Here is an 18,221-nt window from a genome sequence, read left to right as displayed (position 1 = left end):
ACTTTTGATGGAATCAATACTATTTTTCAGAAATTTATATATGAGGCTTCCTAAAGAAAAAAGCAGCCCCGCAACAGGACTGCTTTCCTAAATTATCCTTTTACTACCTTTCGCTTACGTCGACCAATCTTTCCTTTAATCTTCATCAGGATTTCATACACGATCGGCACAACGACAAGTGTTAATAGTGTCGAACTTGTCAGGCCGCCAATTACGGTCACACCCAGTCCTTTCGAGATCAATCCGCTTCCTTCAAGACCCAATGCCAACGGGAACAGGGCCCCGATTGTCGCAATGGCTGTCATAAGGATCGGACGAAGTCGGGTGGCACCGGCTTCCAGTAACGCTTCCCTTGTTGATAGACCCTCGTTTTCTTTATGAATCACCCGGTCAATCAGGACGATTGCGTTGGTTACGACGATACCGATCAGCATGAGAGCACCAATCATGGAAGAAATACTGATCGTTTCACCTGCGATCAATAGTCCAACCAATGCTCCAATAATCGTAAATGGAAGCGAGAAAAGAATCGCAAACGGTGCAAGACCTCCACCGAACGTGATCACCAGGATCAAGTACACAATGGCAATGGCTGCGAGCATCGCTAATCCTAATTGTGTGAAGGATTCCTGGATATCTTCTGTTACTCCGCCCATGTCTACATTGATACCCGCTGGCAAATCAAGCTCTTCGATTTCTTTTTGAATGTCTTGCGAAGCTTTTGATACATCATCCGATTTTAATTCTCCGCTCACTTGAGCAAATACTTTTCCGTCCCTTCTTGAAACGGTATCGGATGTCTTACCTTCTTGAACTTCAACGACGTCTTTAATCGGAACTTCCATCCCAAGTGGTGATTGGATCGTTTTATCCGTCAAGTCGTTGATGCTTTCGTACTCTTCTTTCTCAACGTCTAAATAGACATTTATCTCTTCTCCATCCTTTTCGATGGTGGTGAGGACCGGACGCTGACGTGTCTGACCAAGTTCCATGGCGATTTGACCCGCTGTCAGGCCAAGCTCACTCAGCTTTTCCTGGTCTGCGATGAATGAATACTCATCGTACGATTCAGAGATACTCGACCCTACTTTTTTGAAATCTTCTTTATCTTTCATCATAGCTTGAATATCGTTTACAACAGGTTCGATTTCTTTCAGGGTTTCACCGTACACATACACGACAATTTCATTGCTGCCGGCACTGGCGGAAAAGTCTTGTGAAGCCCATTCCCCTTTATCTGTTGTTTCTTGAAGTTTTTTAATGACTTGTTCTTTTTCTTCAGAGAAATTCTCTGTATCATCACTGTATTGAACATAGAAAATGGCATTGTTTGAGCTTCCCGGACTCATTGGATTCTCTCCACCAACCGAGTACTGAATCGTTTCAGCCCCAATACGTCCTTGGAAATACTCTTCTGCATCTTGAGCGATTTGATTTACATCTTCTTCTGTTTGACCAGGTTCCGGTTTATACGTTGCCATGATCATCTTTTCTTCGTCTGATGGCAGGAAACTCACCCCGATGAGCGGAACCAGGAACAAGCTTCCAACAAGCATCGCGACAGCCAGGAGTGACGTGATAATTTTATGGTTCAGTGTCCAATTCAATACGCCTTTGTACCAAATCGCTAAACGACTTTGCTTTTCCACATGCTTCTTCCCGACACCTTTTTTAAACATCGAGTGAGCAAGCATCGGCACAATCGTTACTGCCACTAGAAGTGAAGCCAATAGGGCAAATACGATGGTCAATGCGAATGGAAGGAATAGTTCCCCGATCATTCCTTGAACCAATCCTAATGGCAGGAACACAGCGATCGTTACAATCGTGGAAGACGCGATCGGAACGAACATTTCCTTCGTTGCTTCCCGGATCAATTCTTTCCCTTTCAGCATCTCCCCTTTAAGGGACATCCGTCGGTAAATGTTCTCCACTACTACGATGGAGTCATCAATGACCCGTCCAATGGCTACAGTCATGGCCCCAAGAGTCATGATATTTAACGTGATATCCATCTGTTTTAAAAGTAAAATCGCGATTAACAGCGATAGGGGAATCGATACGACGGAGATAAGCGTCGATTTAATATCCCGTAAGAATAGCAGAATGATGATGACCGCAAATATGGCACCGAATAATGCTTTGTTCAGCATGGTGCTGACCGATTCTTCAATCGGTTCCCCTTGGTCAAAGGTAGAGATGATTTCAACCCCATCCAGGTCTTTTTCAAAAACTTTCACTTCTTCTTTTACCGCGTTTACAACGTCTACCGTATTGGCATCTGCTGTCTTCACCACTTGAAGTCCGATGGATTCCTTCCCATTGGTTCTGGAAATGGATTCAACTTTGCCTTTCAGCTCGATATCAGCAATGTCTGATAGTTGAACCGTCGGGATCTTCATGCCCGCAGGTGCTTCACCGGCAGGCGGGGCTTGCCCCCCAGGCGTTTGCCCTTGTGGAGCTTCCATAGATCCGCCAGATGAAGGCGTCACAGGAATTTTCATTTCTTTCAAATCTTCAATTGTCGTAATATTTCCATCAACCATCACAGATTTCTGGCTGTCTTTAAACGTATAAAGTCCTAATGGTGCTGTGACATCAGAACCTTTGATTATATTTTGGACCGTTTCTTCCGTTAAGCCGTATTCAGCAAGTTTTTCTTGATCAAAAACGACTTGTGCTTCTTGAACTTGTTGACCTGAAACTTGTACAGATGCTACCCCGTCCACTCCTTCAAGTTGTGGTACGATTGTTTCTTCTACAGTCGAAGTTAATTGAGCAAGAGATTGATCATCATTTGCTACACTGAGTGCGATGATCGGGAAAGCGTTAAAGCTTAATCTTGATACTTCCGGCTCATTCACCCCTTCTGGAAAAGGGAGATCCGAAAGAGCATCTTCCACTTCAGTCTTTGCTTCGTCCATATCTTTCGAAAACTTGTATTCTATCTGAACGGCTGAAGCATTTTGATAAGACGTGGAGCTGACAACATTTACCCCATTTAAATTCTTCAAACGTTTTTCAATTGGTTCAGAAACCTTTTCGGCTACATCTTCAGGAGTGGCTCCCGGATATACCGTCGTAACACTTACAATCGGGGTATTAATATTTGGCAAGGTTTCTAGTTTCATATTAAATCCTGAATATAAGCCTGCAATAATGACGATGATGGTCATTAACCATACGGCAAACTTATTCTTGAGTACGAAATTAATAATACTATTCACTCTTTATTCGTCCCTTCTATCATTTATCTGACCGACTAGTCATAACACAATCTAATATAACTGACCGCATAGTCATAAGTCAATATACTTATAAAAGAAAAGGTTTATTTTTTGTGACCAATCGGTCATAATGAAGATAAGGAGTTTATCAAGGAGAGGAAAGCATGAAGGAAAAAGAGAAATTAATTATAGAAACATCGATTAAGCTGTTTGCCACGAAAGGATTTAACGCCACCTCGGTGCAAGAAATCGTGAACGAGTGTGAGATATCAAAAGGTGCATTCTATTTGTATTTCAAATCAAAGGAAGCCCTTCTGTTAGCCATCATGAATTACTATTTTAAAATGATCACGGCTAAAGTAAATGAGATTGAAAACGAGGATTTGCCTCCTTATGAAAAATTCCAAAAGCAATTAGAGTGTCAGCTTATTGAAATCTGTAAACATAAAGAGTTTATCATCATGCAGATCAGAGAGAATGCCATGCCGTTTAACGATGAAATCCATGATCTCCTCAGTGAGATGAAATTGGACACCCATCGTTATTATAAAAGAAGATTATATGGGATATACGGAAAAAAAATCGAGCCCTACTTCTGGGATATCACCATGATGATTCAAGGTTTTTTCCATTCTTATTTAGAATTGGTGATGCTTGATAAAATCGAATTGGATTTTGCCTATTTATCCCGATTCATATTGAAACGTACGGATGATTTGGTGGAAGGTCTACTAAAAAGCGGGGATCAGCCTGTCCTTTCCTTTGAAAAAGTGGAGGATCTGGTGAAGGATTTCACTTTATCTAACAGGATCAATGAGTCTACACTTGTTCATATGATCGAGGATGCACGTGAAGTAGCAGAGGACGAAAACACCAAAATTTCGTTGGAAGTCATTCAGGAGGAAATTCAAAAGGATGAAACCCGGCCGGTCGTCATCAAAGGAATGATTGTGAATCTTGAAGAGGACCCGTCACTGAAGCATCTCGTGAATGCCTTGAGACATTTTTATACATTCTGACCGCGAAAGACCCGCTTAGTTCAAATGCGGGTCTTTTTTTTTGCTTATGTTATTTTACAGCTGCTGAATTTGATCTGATTCATGGATGGTTACTCTTTCACCGTCAGGGCCATTGGCGGCACGGTACATTCCATAAGCCACCTGACGTCCCGAAATGCTTCTGTATTTCTTCAGCCTGCCTACCATTACCGGGCGGATGGCTCTGGAGAAGAGTTCTCCCGCTTTTTCCCCAAGGCGGAATTCATCTCTTTCCCCTAAAAGAAGGGATGGCCTGAAAATGTGCAGGGCGGGATAATACAGGGCTATTAAGTCTTCCTCGAGCTCCCCTTTCACCTTACTATAAAAGAACGGTGAACCGGAGCTCGCCCCAATAGCTGATATGACCATATATTTTTTGGCTCCATGGTCTTTACCGAGGTTTCCTAGTTGAACGGGGTACTCGTAATCTACCTTTCTAAACGCTTCCTTCGTCTGCGCCTTCTTGATGGTCGTTCCAAGACAACAAAATACATCATCGATTTCCTCGTGGGGCAGGAGCTTCATTTGATCGAATGGGATGATTCGTTCATCCAACTTCTCATGCTTCACCCCGCTGCTTCTTCTCACGAACGAAATCACTTTTTTATACTCGGGACTCTTGATCAGTATTTCTATCAGGTGTGAACCAACCAAACCTGTGGATCCTGCAACTAGGGCAACCTTTGTCATCAGCATTCCCTCTCTCTTTTTAGTGACATGTTTATCTCAATAACCTATTCCAGCGTTTGTAGTGGTGGACAGCAATACCTGCGGGATGAGGCTGCCAGCTTGCAAAGAGTGGCAGGCCTATCACTTCATTTCCTTATCTTTCAACAAGTTTGCCTTTTTCAGTTTGTTTTATTCTTCCTTTTAAGTATAGAGTTTTTTCCTTTATTGAAAAGATGAAATTTCCGAAAAAGGATAACTTACCTTTATATGTGAAACCCTAACATTAATTGGCTATGATTAATTTCATTCTTTTTCTTTACAACTCTTTTCTACCTGTGAGATAGTAGGACCTTGTGTTTTTTCATAGGTAAAAAATTAAAGGAGCATTTGTCTTATATGTCTATTAAAAATCATTACACGTCCAAGATTGATTGGCCCGTATTTGCCATCAGTGGAGGGTTATTAATCGTTTTCGTTATCGCAGCTTTTCTCAGTCTGGACAGCGTCACCGCATTTGTGAATGGAGGCTTCGCCTGGTCTTCGAAATACTTTGGTGCTTTCTGGCAGGTGTTGATGCTAATGCATTTTCTTGTGGCACTTTACATTGCATTCTCTAAATATGGGAATGTACGGTTAGGGTTTATGGAAAAACCGGAGATTGGAACGTATAAATGGTTATCGATCATCATGGCAACCTTACTTGCAGGGGGCGGCGTGTTCTGGGCAGCTGCTGAGCCAATGTATCACTTTATGACGGTTCCTCCAATGCATGAAGGAATCACTGCTAAAACCCAGGAAGCAATCATGCCTGCCTTGGCCCAAAGTTATATGCACTGGGGCTTCCTCGCTTGGGCAATCTTAGGAACATTGAGTGCCGTCGTTATGATGTACGGCCATTACCACAGAGGGATGCCACTGAAACCGCGAACTCTGCTATATCCCATATTCGGCGAAAAGCTTAAAGCAAGCATCCTCGGAACGTTCATTGATGCATTTGCCATTATTGCTGTAGCGGCTGGTACAATCGGACCGATTGGATTCCTCGGTTTACAGGCTAGTTACGGTCTGTCTACTCTTTTCGGCATACCTGACCAGTTCTCGACGCAGCTTGCCATCATTATCTGTTTAGTGATTGTTTCCACCGTGTCAGCTGCAACAGGAATTCATAAAGGGATACAAATCCTGAGTAATTTTAATGTACGCTTGGCCTTCGGATTGATTCTCTTCGTCTTACTATTCGGCCCCGGAGGATTCATTATCGATTCCTTCGTCTCCTCATTCGGGTACTATGTGGATCACTTTATTCAGATCAGTACATTCCGGTCGGATACAAGTTGGTTGGGGAGCTGGACCGTGTTTTTCTGGGGATGGTTCATTGGGTATGGGCCTATGATGGCTATTCTTGTAAGCCGAATTTCACGCGGCAGAACGATTCGTCAAATTATTCTGGCCATTGCGATCATTGCTCCCATTGTCACCACCTTCTGGTTTACCGTTGTAGGTGGCTCAGGTATATTCTATGAATTGCAAAATCCAGGGAGTGTCTCACAGGAATTAATGAGTGGAGGTATGCCTGCTGCAATGATAGCCATCACAAACCAACTGCCAGTTGCAGGGATTATTTCACCACTGTTTCTATTGCTAACGATCATTTTTGTTGTCACAACAGGAGATTCAATGTCCTATACGATTGCGATGGCCGTTTCCGGAGAAGGAGATCCCAAGGTTTCCTTACGTGTATTCTGGGCAATCTTGATGGGCTTCATCGCAGCAATCCTTCTTTATATAGGTGATGGGAGTGTCACAGCACTCCAGAACTTTATCGTAGTAACCGCTGTTCCCGTCTCACTTCTTTTATTACCAATGCTATGGCTCGCACCCAAAGTATCAAAAGAGTTGTTGATCGAACAGTCACGTCAAACAAAATAATATTAAAAGCGCCAATCCACTTTATGATTGGCGCTTTCTTATTTCATTAACGTTTCACACTGCAAACACGATGGATTACTTCCTACAACTCTTCATCCTCAAAAAATTGCTGTAATTTCTCATCTTGTTCAGGGTCTGCATTTGCAGATGCATATGGATTATCCTTGACTCCTGCCGTATCCATATTTGTTTTGATGGCGAGAAAAGGTCCTTTCGGTTCCTCTGCTATGACACGATCATTTAACTGTTTGAAATCCGGCATGTCTTCATTTCCTTTATTCACCTTATCTTCTTCCTTCAATTGTTTCACCACCATTCTTATAAGCGATTAGAATAATATCCTCGTTCGTTTGCTGACGAAGTTCACTCTCCATACTCTGCACTTGATTCAACGTATCTTCTGATAGGTTTGCCACCGGAAACTCTTTATTCATCCTATTCTTCACCTCTTAACTATTTTCGTTTGCTTGTCCGATTTCTTTTTCGGCAATGAACCCGTTTCCTTCTTCTATTGCATGATGTTCCTCTACTGACTCTCCCGGTACATACACCTGACTGGGGTTGCGAACCTCATTGTTCAGTGTAAACTCAGGATTAAGCGGTGTATCCATACGTAGATCTTCAGGTTTCTTATGATCTCTCATCTATTCCACCTCCATTATTTAGTATGGCTACTGATAAAAGAATCATCCAAACTTCATTTAACTCAAAAAAGCGTTAAGCAACTTAAGCTGCTTAACGCCACGATTCATCTTCAAACCCACGTATAATCCCTTCCCCAACTATCCCGGGCAAGATTTTTGATTTCATCGACAATCTCATTTTCCACAGCAAAAGCATCTCCCTGTTCATAAGGGTTGTAGTGGAATGCGTAAAGCCTGGAAACAAACTCGTGAAACGGAAGAGAGCATTCTCCTTCCAGTTCCCCGTTCTCCATGACAGAAGGTTCGATACCCTGACCCCAATTCTGGGAGCCGTCGTTATTCGGATTATAGAAATAGATCCGATATTCTCCCTTGGGATCTTGGGTGATTCTCAGAATCGAAACGGCATGGAAACCAAGAAGCTTCCCATGGACATTTGTGATGAAGATCCCGACCGGATTCGGATAGATCAATCCGTAGTCATCATTGTATTCCGGGTGGTGAGTGGCATAGAACAGGCGCACGAATCCCGGATAGTCAGAAATGAGGCCTGTTAATGAATCAATGACAGTGCTAAACCCTTTTTGAACCCAATCTCCATAAAATTCCGGATTCACCCAGCGGTGTCCATCTTCCCCTCTAAGCGATACTCGCCTCATCATCTCACTGTAAATACGGTCAAGATGTGGAACGAGAACAAGTGACACAGGATCAAGCTCTTGATGAAGCTCAGGCGCCAGCCCTCCACTTAATTCTTTCGAATGGACCGGTGTACCTTCAAACATAATATCGATATCTCCGTCCCTCGCTGCCCTTGGAATCAGTTCGAGTAAGTACCCTGGAGCATGCTGTGCCCAAAGGCTGATCCCCCGCGCTGTTTGACAGGTCGGATTTAAGCCTTGGCCAATTCCGATAGGTTGACCGAGGACATTGATGACACCGGCAAGAAGGACAGAATTCGCTGTAATTCCGTCTCCTGCTTTACACGAATTAAGGAGCGTCTTCCGTACTTCCGGTCGAATATCAAGCTCAATCAGCCTTTTCAATCCCGGTGATACTGGAGATGATGATAACACTCCCCGTTCAAGCATAAGAGCTAGTCCGTAAACCGATTGCTTTGTGGCTGGATAGATGGCCACTTTTATGAGCTGAAAGACGAGTTCCTTATGTTCATCCAAGTTTGCTTTTCCTTTGTCATTTAACTGAAGGGCAGCCGGAACAAGCTCTTGAACCTTTCTACTTAGGAATCTTAGTAAAATCGCATGCTGGGGAGCAACAAGCCCCGTTTCACGCATGGACCCCGCAAAGGCAACAGCTTCCTTCTCCAGTTCCTCCTTAGACAAGTCCATAAGCTTCTTACGGTATTCACCCGGCTGGGAAATGCTCTTACTTAAGAGGGACGGACCTTCGATAGCAGACACATACTTTTCCAAAACAAGTCGTTCCGCTACGCTTAAGTCTGAATGAAGCATCTTTTTCGCTGTTTCTATCATCGACACTGTCCGCTTCACCATGATTGGACGTTGTGCGGTCAACCGTTCAATTTCTTTAATCAGTGTAGTCGTAAGTGCTTGATAGGAAAGCTTATCGGATAGAAATCGAAATAACTCCGTTGCTCTTTCACTCTGCTCCCCACCTTCAATTCGTGCTGCTTCTGTTGCTTCAGGGAAAAGCAGGTTCAGATTCAGAACCATGACTTCATTGAGGAAATCCTCTGCCATTTCAGTCGATACATCGGGATGTTCATATTGACCTTCTGCAATGGATAACATTCTTAACTCACTAAGAATTTCAATAATCGAAGGAAGCCCCTTCGCTTGAAGTGACCCGGCCACAAGAGGTGGTTGAAGCTTGGACGCCTTTTCCCATGGACCGTCCTGGAAGACCCCCGCCATTTCAAAGCGACTTGCGCTTCGATATAGGATCTCCAATCCTTCGTCCGTATCCAACAATCTTTGCGCTTCCTGATAGACGTCAGTTTGATACATTGATTTTGCAAATGAAGCTGCGCTCTCCAGATCATTAAGCGCTTGCAGAAATCGATCTTCCAGCTTAGACGTTAATTCAAATGCCATTTCAAAACTCCTTTATCAATCAAAATACCAGTGGATGAGAGAATTAGATATAGAAGTTAAACTGTTCGTATTCCTTTAATAGACCCCTCATGATTTCACTGTCTTCCCCATAGAAGAAGATCGTTCCGTAATGATTACCGAAGCCGATTCGCTGAGCTACTTTCCCTTGGGCCGGACTGAACATATCATGTTTTTCAAAATAGGCATGGTTCTCCAGTTCATCGGGCACCTCCAGTTTCTCCACATAATTAACATGCGGATGGACCATTAAACAACCTGCATGGGCTTTTGCCTTTTCACCCGTAGAAGGGAAAAACTCTCTAAGCTCTTCTTCTGTTGTATTGGGATCACTACAAAGGATTTGCGCTTGATATGCATTAAATCCATAAGCCCGCTCGATCAAATCAAAGATATGTCCGCCAGGGACTCTGGCTGCCACTTCACCGAAATGAAGAGTACCATCGGACGTAATGAAATATTCCGGATGAATAACACCGTATTCAATCTCAAACGCATCAATGAGCTGTTGAATCGCCTCACGGATGACCGGACGCTTTTCTTCAAGGGTTGGAGATGCCGGTACGAAATTAGAGTAGCCTAATCGCACATACTCCGTTATATTTAAAAATTGGATCTTTCCATTATGAATAAACGCTTCACATGAGAATTCCTGACCGTCTAAATGGCTTTCCATCAGAAGGGGAAACTCTGACTCCGTGAGAGCATCGATATCTTCCGGATTCTCAATGGCCCGGTGTCCGACAGACCCTGCTTTATCAAGAGGTTTTACGTGAATGGGATCGTTCTTATCTCCTTCGACTTTCAAGAGGGCTTCGTTCACACGTTTCAAGAAGCGTCTTACATCTTCCTTATCCCGTGCTTCTTCAAATACACCTACTTTGATTCCGGCAATTTGCGCTTTACGCTTCATCATCCCTTTATCTCTTAATAGAAGAGAACGGTTGAAGACGCGCGGTTCTTTACGGAAACGGGAGTTTAATGCCCCAGACCACTCCACACACTCTTCATACAAAGGAACAGCCACTTCTGCACCCATTGCCTTCAGCTGTTTATAAAGATGATCTGAACCTTCATTTAACCGATCGAAGTCCCAGCCGATAAAGGCAATATCATGTTTTTCTGCATAGCCCTCAAAATCGGGCGGGCCAACTACGACGAACGGCCTATTTAGCTTCGTACACGCTTCGATTGCCGGCAGACTCCAACCGATCAATGCTGTTAGATAGGGTTTGGTTTTTTCCTTTCGATCCACGTTCTGTTCTGCTTGCTGTAATTCAAGTTGATCTAGTCCCATAATTTCCTCTCCCTTGTCACGTATTTATTCAGATTCCTCTTTAGCATAACAAAGCAGATAGGGAGAATGAAGTATTTTGCTGAATTTTCAATCTATTCGACAAATAAAGTGGTAATACGACCTTTCACGACAAGAACAAGGCATACTCCCCTTTTGGGAATATGCCTTGTTTTGATTATGTTAAAAAGGGATGCCTTCTTTCGTTGAGATATCATTGTTGATAATCCCCAAACCTTTGATTTTCCCTGGTTGAACATCCGGTTGCATAGAAGGATTGGAAGGATACGTATGACCATCGAAGCGTAATAGCTTATATCCCCCTTGCATTCCCCCTCCAGAAACATACATGATAATATTCTTCCATTTGTTTGTTTTATCATTTTGGATGATGATGGGAGACCTGACTAATGAAAACGTTGTGAGAAGCTCATATTTATTATTATCCTTTGTGAATAGTGCACCGCTGCATCCCCCGCTTCCACACACAGGCAAACCGACTAAATAAACAAACGTTTCAGGCTGTTGATCATCATTCAAGTCGATATGATTATAATAATATTGAATGTTATCCTTACCCCTTTTCACATCAAAAGCTTTACTAAACGCATCCTCCAGCATGGGATCAGGTATCGTTTCTGACTGAACATACGTCACTTCACTTAAATCCACTTCGGCATTTTCCTGATAGGGATGAGCGCTTCCGTTTGAACCCGTGCTCATATAAAGGACGCCCATTATTACTGGAAACAAAAGCTTAATATTCTTCATTGGATCACCTCTAACAAGATGGTATAACAGTAGTTTTACCATCTTTACCGAGATTATCTGAAGTTTTCTATCACCAATTTAGTATTTTCTACAAAGAAAAAAAGCCCCAGACACATAAAGCGTCAAGGGACTTCATCAACGGTTATTCACCTAAATCAACATTATGATATACCTGCTGAACATCTTCCAAATCTTCGATCGCATCAATCATTTTTTCGAATTGAGCTTGACCGTCTTCTGGAAGTTCGACATCATTCTGCGCAAGCATTGTCAGTTCCGCCACTGTAAACTCAGTGACACCTGCACCTTTAAACGCTTCTTGAACCGCATGGAATTGATCTGGTTCAGCGTAAACGATCACAGCATCATCTTCTTCGATAATATCACGTGCGTCCACATCCGCTTCCATCAGGATCTCCATGACTTCTTCTTCTGATTTCCCTTCAATACCGATAACGGCTGTGGCATCGAACATATACGCAACAGATCCACTCACACCCATGTTACCGCCATTTTTGCCAAAAGCAGCACGCACTTCGGATGCAGTTCGGTTTACATTGTTCGTCAGGGCATCAACAATGACCATGGACCCATTCGGTCCGAAGCCTTCATAGCGAAGTTCGTCATAGTTTTCTTCTGAACCACCCTTCGCCTTTTCAATGGCACGGTCGACGATGTGTTTCGGTACGCTGTATGTTTTCGCACGCTCAAGAACAAATTTCAGCGTTTGGTTCAGTTCAGGATCCGGCTCACCTTGCTTGGCCGCAACATAGATCTCACGACCGAACTTCGCATAAATACGACTCGTATTAGCATCCTTAGACGCTTTCTTTTCTTTAATGTTATTCCATTTACGTCCCATATCGTTCCACTCTCTTTCACATTTATCTATAGATACTTTCTATCTTAAAAGGTATTTTCGTTTCTATTATACATGAAAACAACTATTTTTGGCTAAGTAGATTCCTTGCCACTCTTACCTAAAGAAAGCCGACTCAGATGAGTCAGCTTCCTTCCTGGTATGCACTTATCGCTTCATATTCTTCTTCCAGCAAACGTGGAACGCGAATAAAGATAGGCATCAGCTTCGTATAAGCCGCCGTTGCTTTCGGATCAGGCTGATGGGAATGAACGGAACCGACCATTTCACTCACTTCTTCCAGTGAGTCGATCATCCCGCTGCCATACATTCCAAGTACCACCGCTCCCAGACAGGAGCTTTCGAAGCTTTCAGGCACTTCCACTTCCTGATCAAATACGTCGGCAAGCATTTGACGCCACATTTCAGATCGGGCAAATCCACCGGTTGCCTGCACTCGTGTCGGCGTACCTATTAATTCTTCCAGCGCCAAAAGAACACTGTATAAATTCATGACAATTCCTTCTAAGACAGCTCGGATCATATGCTCTTTTTTGTGATGCATGCCGAGTCCAAAGAAGGATCCCCGCGCTTTTGCGTTCCAAAGAGGTGCTCGCTCTCCGGCCATAAATGGATGGAAGAGTAATCCTTCTGATCCCGGTTCTACTTTAGAAGCAATATCCGTAAGGACTTCATAAGGATCTTTCCCTAACCGGCTCGCCACTTCCACCTCTGCAGAAGCCAGCTCGTCCCGCACCCAACGGAAAATCATGCCACCGTTATTGACTGGCCCGCCAATCACCCAATGATTATCCGTCAACGCATAACAGAAAATACGACCTTTCGGATCCGTTACCGGACGGTCCGTTACAGCACGGATCGCACCACTCGTTCCGATCGTAACGGCTACGACACCCGGTTCGATGGCGTTGACCCCAAGATTCGATAGGACCCCGTCACTTGCTCCGACGACAAACGGTGTGTCGGCTGATAAGCCCAACATGTCCGTGTACTCAGATTTCAATCCAACTAAGCTTTCAGTCGTTGAGACAGGAACCGAAAGTTGATCCTTTGTGACACCTGCCACCTTCAACGCTTCTTCATCCCAAGCCAGGTTTTCCAGGTGGAACATACCTGTTGCAGATGCGATGGAGTAATCTACGACATATTTTCCGAAAAAGCGATGGAACACGAATTCTTTAATGGATATGAATTTAGCCGCTTTCTTAAATAATCCCGGTTCCTCATGCTGCAGCCACGCAAGCTTTACAAGCGGTGACATCGGGTGAATCGGAGTCCCTGTTCTGCGATAGATCTCCAATCCATTCATTTCTTTCTTAATCTTATCCGCCCAATCGGCACTTCGGTTATCAGCCCAAGTAATGGAAGGAGTCAGCGGCTGGTCCTTCTCATCCACCAGGATCAAGCTGTGCATAGCAGAACTGAATGACACAAACGAGATTTTCTCACTTGTATTCGAGGTCACTTCCTTTATACAACTGATGACGGCGCGGAAGATTTCTTCGGGATCCTGTTCAGCGGTCCCCGGTGTTGGTGTATGTAATGGATATTCGACCCCATGACGATCGATCGCTTCTCCCTTTTCATTAAAAAGTACTGCTTTTGTACTGGTTGTCCCGATATCGACACCAATCATGAATTCTGACATCTTCGTTCCTCCTAAACAAATAGAGAAAAGGAAGAAGCGACATGGCTCTTCCCTCTTCCACTTTATTCTATCCTATTTTAACCAATGAATATCCCTATAATGAATACTACGGAAAAACCTACAAACCCGATGAGCGTTTCCATCATCGTCCATGATTTTAACGTATCTTTCACATCTAATCCAAAATAACGGTTCACTAACCAGAATCCGCTATCATTTACATGAGAGAAGACGGTTGCTCCTGCTGCAATGGAAATAACCATTAAGCCAAGGACCGGCCCTTCTAAACCAAGAGTTGAAATTAATGGACTCATCAACCCTGCTGCCGTCACCATGGATACAGTGGCTGAACCCTGTGCCACACGAACCACCATGGCAATTAAGAAAGCAAGGGCAATTGGAGGCAAGCTTGAACCGGCCATCATTTCCCCAAGTACTTCACCGACACCTGAATCGATCAGAACCTGTTTGAACACTCCACCGGCACCTGTAACGAGGATGATGATCCCAGCCGGCTCAAGTGCTTTTGTCGCAATATCCTGAACGTCCTGACGGGAGTATCCACGTCTTGTTCCTAATAATGTAAACGTCAGTAGAGTCGCAATCGTTAACGCTACGAACGGATGACCTAAGAAAGTCAGGATCGAACGAATGGTATTTCCTTCATCCAGCAAAACACCCGAAAGCGTATTCAATAAAATCAGCACTAAAGGAATCGAGATAAGTGACGCAATCATGGCAAAGCTCGGAAGCTCTTTATCGTACTCGATCTCTTCCACTTGCATATAATCCGGTACTACTGCATGAATTCGTTTCGAAATGAATTTTGCAAAAAGTGGACCGGCGATGATCATGGATGGAATACCGGCAAGAGTACCGAATAAGATGACCCAGCCAAGATCCGCTCCAATTAAATCAGCAACAGCAATCGGTCCTGGAGTAGGCGGAATGAAGCTGTGTGTTACTGCAAGACCTGCAAGTAAAGGAATCCCATAGTATAGTAGAGACTTTCCAGTTTTCTTTGCCAATCCATATACAATCGGTACAAGAATGATGAATCCGACATCGAAGAATACGGGAATGGCAACCAGGAAACCTGTGATACCGAGGGACCATTGCGCTTTATCTTCACCAAATTTATTAATCAGGGTTTGAGCTAATCGTTCCGCTCCGCCTGAAACCTCAAGCATACGACCGAACATTGCACCTAAACCAACAACGACAGCGACAAACCCGAGGGTCCCGCCCATTCCGCTTTGAATCGAAGCGACAACTTCCTGAAGAGGCATCCCTGCGGCGATCCCTACAATTAAACTTACTAATAATAGGGCAACAAAAGCATGAAGCTTCGTTTTGATAACTAAGAATAATAGAAGAAAAATTCCGGCTAATGCAACTAAAATGAGCATTTGATCAGACATCTCTATCCCTACCTTTCTTTTTTGACGACAGCTTGGCTGCCAGATTTTTTTATAACGGTTGATCCTGACTGCCAGGGAAAGTAAAACGTTTACAATTTTCTCTATGTAACTTCTACTCTTTGATCTACTAAACGGAAATAGGTTAAAGGAAGTTCATTTCACAGTTTAATATAATCAGGAAAATTATTTTCTGTATACCTCTATTATAAAAAATATTTTTCTTTTTGCAACCGTTTACAGAAATTATTTTTATTTTTCTATTATTCTTGTATAATAAAAGCATGAAAACCCTTACAGGAGTGATGTCTATGAGTCAACATCAGCATTGTTTAGCCAGTATACGCTCACACTATCCTCAATTTAGCGTGACCGAGAAGAAAATTGCCGACTATATACTTGAAAATCCAACCGAGATTATTCATTCAACGATTAATGGTTTGGCAGAAGATTTAGGAGTCGCGGACTCCACTGTCTTCCGTTTTTGTAAGCGAATCGGCTTTAAAGGATACCAAGCGATGAAAATCGCCCTTGCTTCAGAAATTGTGACGGGACTTAAGGATATCCACGAGCGCATCGATGAAGGGGATACAACGCAAACCATTGCCACAAAAGTATTCCGTTCCAACATCAAAACCATCGAAGACACCTTAATGGTCGTTGACGAAAAGAAACTATTAAAAGCTGTGGATATTATGAGCAGCGCACGCTCAATCGAATTTTTCGGCAGTGGCGGATCCGGCGTCATTGCCCTTGACGCCTATCATAAATTCATTCGAACCGGTCTGCGCGTTCATGCTGCGAGCGACAGTCATATCCAGCTGATGACCGCTTCCCAAATGACGAGTGAAGATTGTGCTGTATTCATTTCCCATTCCGGTTCAACGAAAGATATCCTCCAGGTTCTTGACATTGTCAAAGAAACCGGGGCAAAGACGATTTGCATCACCAACTTTGCAAAATCACCTTTGAGCCAAAGAGTGGATACACCGCTTTTCACTGTCTCAGAAGAAACCGACTATCGTTCCGAGGCCCTCTCTTCCCGTATTGCGCAATTAACGTTAATTGATGCTCTGTACGTAAACCTGATGATGAGAAGAGAAGTGGAAGGTCAGGATGCACTCCGGAAAATGAGGAAGGCTATTTCGGTTAAAAGACTATAAAAAAGGTTGATCAGTGTGAAACTGATCAACCTTTTTTTATGCTATGGGAATTCAATCAAGATGGCTCATCAACGCTTCTTCATACTCCGTTATAGCTTCATCCAACATCGCCAATCCATCATCAATTTGTTCTTTCGTTACAGTAAGTGGCGGAATCATACGGATCACTTCACTATGATTGCCGCACAAGTAGAATAACACGCCTTTATCCAGGGCCCGATCAAGAATGTCCATTAAGCCTTCCTGATTTGGTTTTCCTGTTTGAGGATGAACGATTTCAATGCCAATCATCAGTCCGACTGATCGTATGCTGCCGATTACATTATGTTTTTCCTTCAGGAGTTCAAGTCTTGATACTGCATAAGCCCCCATCGTTTTCGTATTATCGAGAAGTTTTTCTTCCTTCATGACTTCTAATGTCGCAAGTCCAACGGAACACGCAATCGGGTTTCCTCCAAACGTCGTCCCATGGCTCCCAAGAGGCCATTGTTTCATGAGCTTATTGGATGCGACCGTCGCGCTCAGGGGAAGCCCCGAGGCAATCCCTTTGGCAATCGCCATGATATCCGGTGTTACATCAAAGGTTTGAGCGGCAAACCAATTTCCCGTACGCCCAAAGCCTGTTTGGACTTCATCGAAGATCAGTAAAATATTGTGACGATCACAAATCTCCCTTACTTTTTTGAGCCATGCTTTCGGAGGGACGATGTATCCACCTTCACCAAGGACAGGTTCCAAAATGACACATGCTACCTCCTCAGGGGTGACCTGATGATTAAAGAGAGTTTCGAAATCCTTTTCAAGCTTCTCAACCACATACCCCACTGAGTCAAGTCCCTCAGGACACTCTCGTTCGTTCGCATATGGAACTTGATATGTCAGGCCAGATGGCTGCATAAACTTACGATACTTACTCTTGGAAGTCGTGACACTTAACGCACCGAGAGAACGTCCGTGAAAACAGCCGGTAAAAGAAACGACATAAGGGCGCTTCGTTACATATTTCGCAAGCTTGATTGCCCCCTCAATCGCTTCAGTACCACTATTGGCAAAGAAGAAACTATCTAAATCTCCTGGAAGGATCTCCGCCAGCTCATCAGCCAATCGAAGGATCGATTCATACATGATTACACCTGAAGGGCCATGCATCAGCCCATCTGCTGCATCTTTAATCGCTTGTACAATTTTCGGATGGCGATGTCCAACATTCGTTACGGCAATTCCAGAGGTGAAATCAAGATATTTCTTTCCGTCCAACCCGTAGTAATAGCACCCCTCTTCTTTTACTACCGGTAAGTTCGGGTGATCCTTTGCCATACTGGGTGCCAGACGATTAGGCATATTTTGAATAAGCTGTTCAAATGTTTGTTCCATTCTAGTAACCTCCATATATGTGACTGACAAATTTGTTTTTACATAACGCTCTTTTTCTCAGAGATTGTAGCGGA

Annotated in this window: 15 protein-coding genes; 3 read left to right on the top strand and 12 right to left on the bottom strand. The window is 43.6% G+C overall.

What is annotated here, in order from left to right; genetic code table 11:
• Nucleotides 1-92 precede the first annotated feature (92 nt).
• Nucleotides 93-3,227, bottom strand: coding sequence for an efflux RND transporter permease subunit (locus tag ACOSV2_RS11730; RefSeq protein ID WP_428975231.1), 3,135 nt, complete (start codon nucleotides 3,225-3,227; stop codon nucleotides 93-95).
• A 164-nt stretch (nucleotides 3,228-3,391) separates the two neighbouring features.
• Here ACOSV2_RS11730 and ACOSV2_RS11725 point away from each other — a divergent pair, with 164 nt between their 5' ends.
• Nucleotides 3,392-4,246, top strand: coding sequence for a TetR/AcrR family transcriptional regulator (locus ACOSV2_RS11725; RefSeq protein ID WP_428975230.1), 855 nt, complete (start codon nucleotides 3,392-3,394; stop codon nucleotides 4,244-4,246).
• A 54-nt stretch (nucleotides 4,247-4,300) separates the two neighbouring features.
• Here the strand turns inward: ACOSV2_RS11725 and ACOSV2_RS11720 are convergent, their stop codons facing one another.
• Nucleotides 4,301-4,954, bottom strand: a complete 654-nt coding sequence (locus ACOSV2_RS11720) for an NAD-dependent epimerase/dehydratase family protein (RefSeq protein ID WP_428975229.1) — start codon at nucleotides 4,952-4,954, stop codon at nucleotides 4,301-4,303.
• A gap of 375 nt (nucleotides 4,955-5,329) precedes the next feature.
• On the opposite strand from ACOSV2_RS11720, the gene ACOSV2_RS11715 reads away from it, so the two are divergent.
• Complete coding sequence (locus tag ACOSV2_RS11715; protein WP_428975228.1) at nucleotides 5,330-6,862, top strand: BCCT family transporter; 1,533 nt, start codon at nucleotides 5,330-5,332, stop codon at nucleotides 6,860-6,862.
• Between the two features lie 82 nt (nucleotides 6,863-6,944).
• On the opposite strand, the gene ACOSV2_RS11710 is transcribed toward ACOSV2_RS11715, so the two are convergent.
• The 9 genes from ACOSV2_RS11710 to ACOSV2_RS11670 all read right to left on the bottom strand — a co-directional run bounded on the left by ACOSV2_RS11710 (nucleotide 6,945) and on the right by ACOSV2_RS11670 (nucleotide 15,613).
• Complete coding sequence (locus ACOSV2_RS11710; RefSeq protein ID WP_428975227.1) at nucleotides 6,945-7,163, bottom strand: hypothetical protein; 219 nt, start codon at nucleotides 7,161-7,163, stop codon at nucleotides 6,945-6,947.
• Nucleotides 7,147-7,296 carry a hypothetical protein gene (locus tag ACOSV2_RS11705; RefSeq protein WP_428975226.1) on the bottom strand — a complete coding sequence of 50 codons (150 nt, stop codon included), beginning with the start codon at nucleotides 7,294-7,296 and terminating at the stop codon, nucleotides 7,147-7,149. Before ACOSV2_RS11705 ends, ACOSV2_RS11710 begins: the two co-directional genes overlap by 17 nt.
• Nucleotides 7,297-7,311: 15 nt before the next feature.
• Nucleotides 7,312-7,506: a hypothetical protein gene (locus tag ACOSV2_RS11700; protein WP_397553026.1), complete on the bottom strand. Its 195-nt coding sequence runs from the start codon at nucleotides 7,504-7,506 to the stop codon at nucleotides 7,312-7,314.
• Nucleotides 7,507-7,616: 110 nt separating this feature from the next.
• Nucleotides 7,617-9,581, bottom strand: a complete 1,965-nt coding sequence (locus ACOSV2_RS11695; RefSeq protein ID WP_428975225.1) for a hypothetical protein — start codon at nucleotides 9,579-9,581, stop codon at nucleotides 7,617-7,619.
• Between the two features lie 43 nt (nucleotides 9,582-9,624).
• A complete protein-coding gene (locus ACOSV2_RS11690; RefSeq protein WP_428975224.1) occupies nucleotides 9,625-10,896 on the bottom strand; it encodes an ATP-grasp domain-containing protein in 1,272 nt (423 codons plus the stop codon).
• Nucleotides 10,897-11,076: 180 nt separating this feature from the next.
• Nucleotides 11,077-11,664: a hypothetical protein gene (locus ACOSV2_RS11685; RefSeq protein ID WP_428975223.1), complete on the bottom strand. Its 588-nt coding sequence runs from the start codon at nucleotides 11,662-11,664 to the stop codon at nucleotides 11,077-11,079.
• Between the two features lie 142 nt (nucleotides 11,665-11,806).
• Nucleotides 11,807-12,526: a YebC/PmpR family DNA-binding transcriptional regulator gene (locus tag ACOSV2_RS11680; RefSeq protein ID WP_044339151.1), complete on the bottom strand. Its 720-nt coding sequence runs from the start codon at nucleotides 12,524-12,526 to the stop codon at nucleotides 11,807-11,809.
• A 142-nt stretch (nucleotides 12,527-12,668) separates the two neighbouring features.
• The gene (gntK, locus tag ACOSV2_RS11675; protein WP_428975879.1) at nucleotides 12,669-14,180 is read right to left on the bottom strand and encodes a gluconokinase; all 1,512 of its coding nucleotides are present in this window, start codon (nucleotides 14,178-14,180) and stop codon (nucleotides 12,669-12,671) included.
• Nucleotides 14,181-14,269: 89 nt separating this feature from the next.
• Entirely contained in the window at nucleotides 14,270-15,613 is a 1,344-nt protein-coding gene (locus tag ACOSV2_RS11670; protein WP_113968612.1) for a GntP family permease, read from the bottom strand.
• 308 nt (nucleotides 15,614-15,921) lie between these two features.
• Between ACOSV2_RS11670 and ACOSV2_RS11665 the strand changes: the two genes are divergently transcribed.
• Complete coding sequence (locus ACOSV2_RS11665) at nucleotides 15,922-16,773, top strand: MurR/RpiR family transcriptional regulator (RefSeq protein WP_428975222.1); 852 nt, start codon at nucleotides 15,922-15,924, stop codon at nucleotides 16,771-16,773.
• Between the two features lie 51 nt (nucleotides 16,774-16,824).
• Here ACOSV2_RS11665 and ACOSV2_RS11660 read toward each other — a convergent pair whose 3' ends face one another.
• Entirely contained in the window at nucleotides 16,825-18,147 is a 1,323-nt protein-coding gene (locus ACOSV2_RS11660) for an aspartate aminotransferase family protein (RefSeq protein ID WP_428975221.1), read from the bottom strand.
• Nucleotides 18,148-18,221: the final 74 nt, after the last annotated feature.

Source organism: Rossellomorea sp. DUT-2, from assembly GCF_052665285.1.
Note: the sequence above shows the minus strand (reverse complement) of the source record. Positions and strands in the feature narration are given on the sequence as shown.

Coding starts and splice junctions, on each gene's coding strand:
- ACOSV2_RS11725 (WP_428975230.1), top strand. CDS start 3,392: ATGAAGGAAAAAGAGAAATTAATTATAGAAACATCGATTAAGCTGTTT.
- ACOSV2_RS11720 (WP_428975229.1), bottom strand. CDS start 4,954: ATGACAAAGGTTGCCCTAGTTGCAGGATCCACAGGTTTGGTTGGTTCA.
- ACOSV2_RS11715 (WP_428975228.1), top strand. CDS start 5,330: ATGTCTATTAAAAATCATTACACGTCCAAGATTGATTGGCCCGTATTT.
- ACOSV2_RS11705 (WP_428975226.1), bottom strand. CDS start 7,296: ATGAATAAAGAGTTTCCGGTGGCAAACCTATCAGAAGATACGTTGAAT.
- ACOSV2_RS11700 (WP_397553026.1), bottom strand. CDS start 7,506: ATGAGAGATCATAAGAAACCTGAAGATCTACGTATGGATACACCGCTT.
- ACOSV2_RS11695 (WP_428975225.1), bottom strand. CDS start 9,581: ATGGCATTTGAATTAACGTCTAAGCTGGAAGATCGATTTCTGCAAGCG.
- ACOSV2_RS11690 (WP_428975224.1), bottom strand. CDS start 10,896: ATGGGACTAGATCAACTTGAATTACAGCAAGCAGAACAGAACGTGGAT.
- ACOSV2_RS11685 (WP_428975223.1), bottom strand. CDS start 11,664: ATGAAGAATATTAAGCTTTTGTTTCCAGTAATAATGGGCGTCCTTTAT.
- ACOSV2_RS11680 (WP_044339151.1), bottom strand. CDS start 12,526: ATGGGACGTAAATGGAATAACATTAAAGAAAAGAAAGCGTCTAAGGAT.
- gntK (WP_428975879.1), bottom strand. CDS start 14,180: ATGATTGGTGTCGATATCGGGACAACCAGTACAAAAGCAGTACTTTTT.
- ACOSV2_RS11670 (WP_113968612.1), bottom strand. CDS start 15,613: ATGTCTGATCAAATGCTCATTTTAGTTGCATTAGCCGGAATTTTTCTT.
- ACOSV2_RS11665 (WP_428975222.1), top strand. CDS start 15,922: ATGAGTCAACATCAGCATTGTTTAGCCAGTATACGCTCACACTATCCT.
- ACOSV2_RS11660 (WP_428975221.1), bottom strand. CDS start 18,147: ATGGAACAAACATTTGAACAGCTTATTCAAAATATGCCTAATCGTCTG.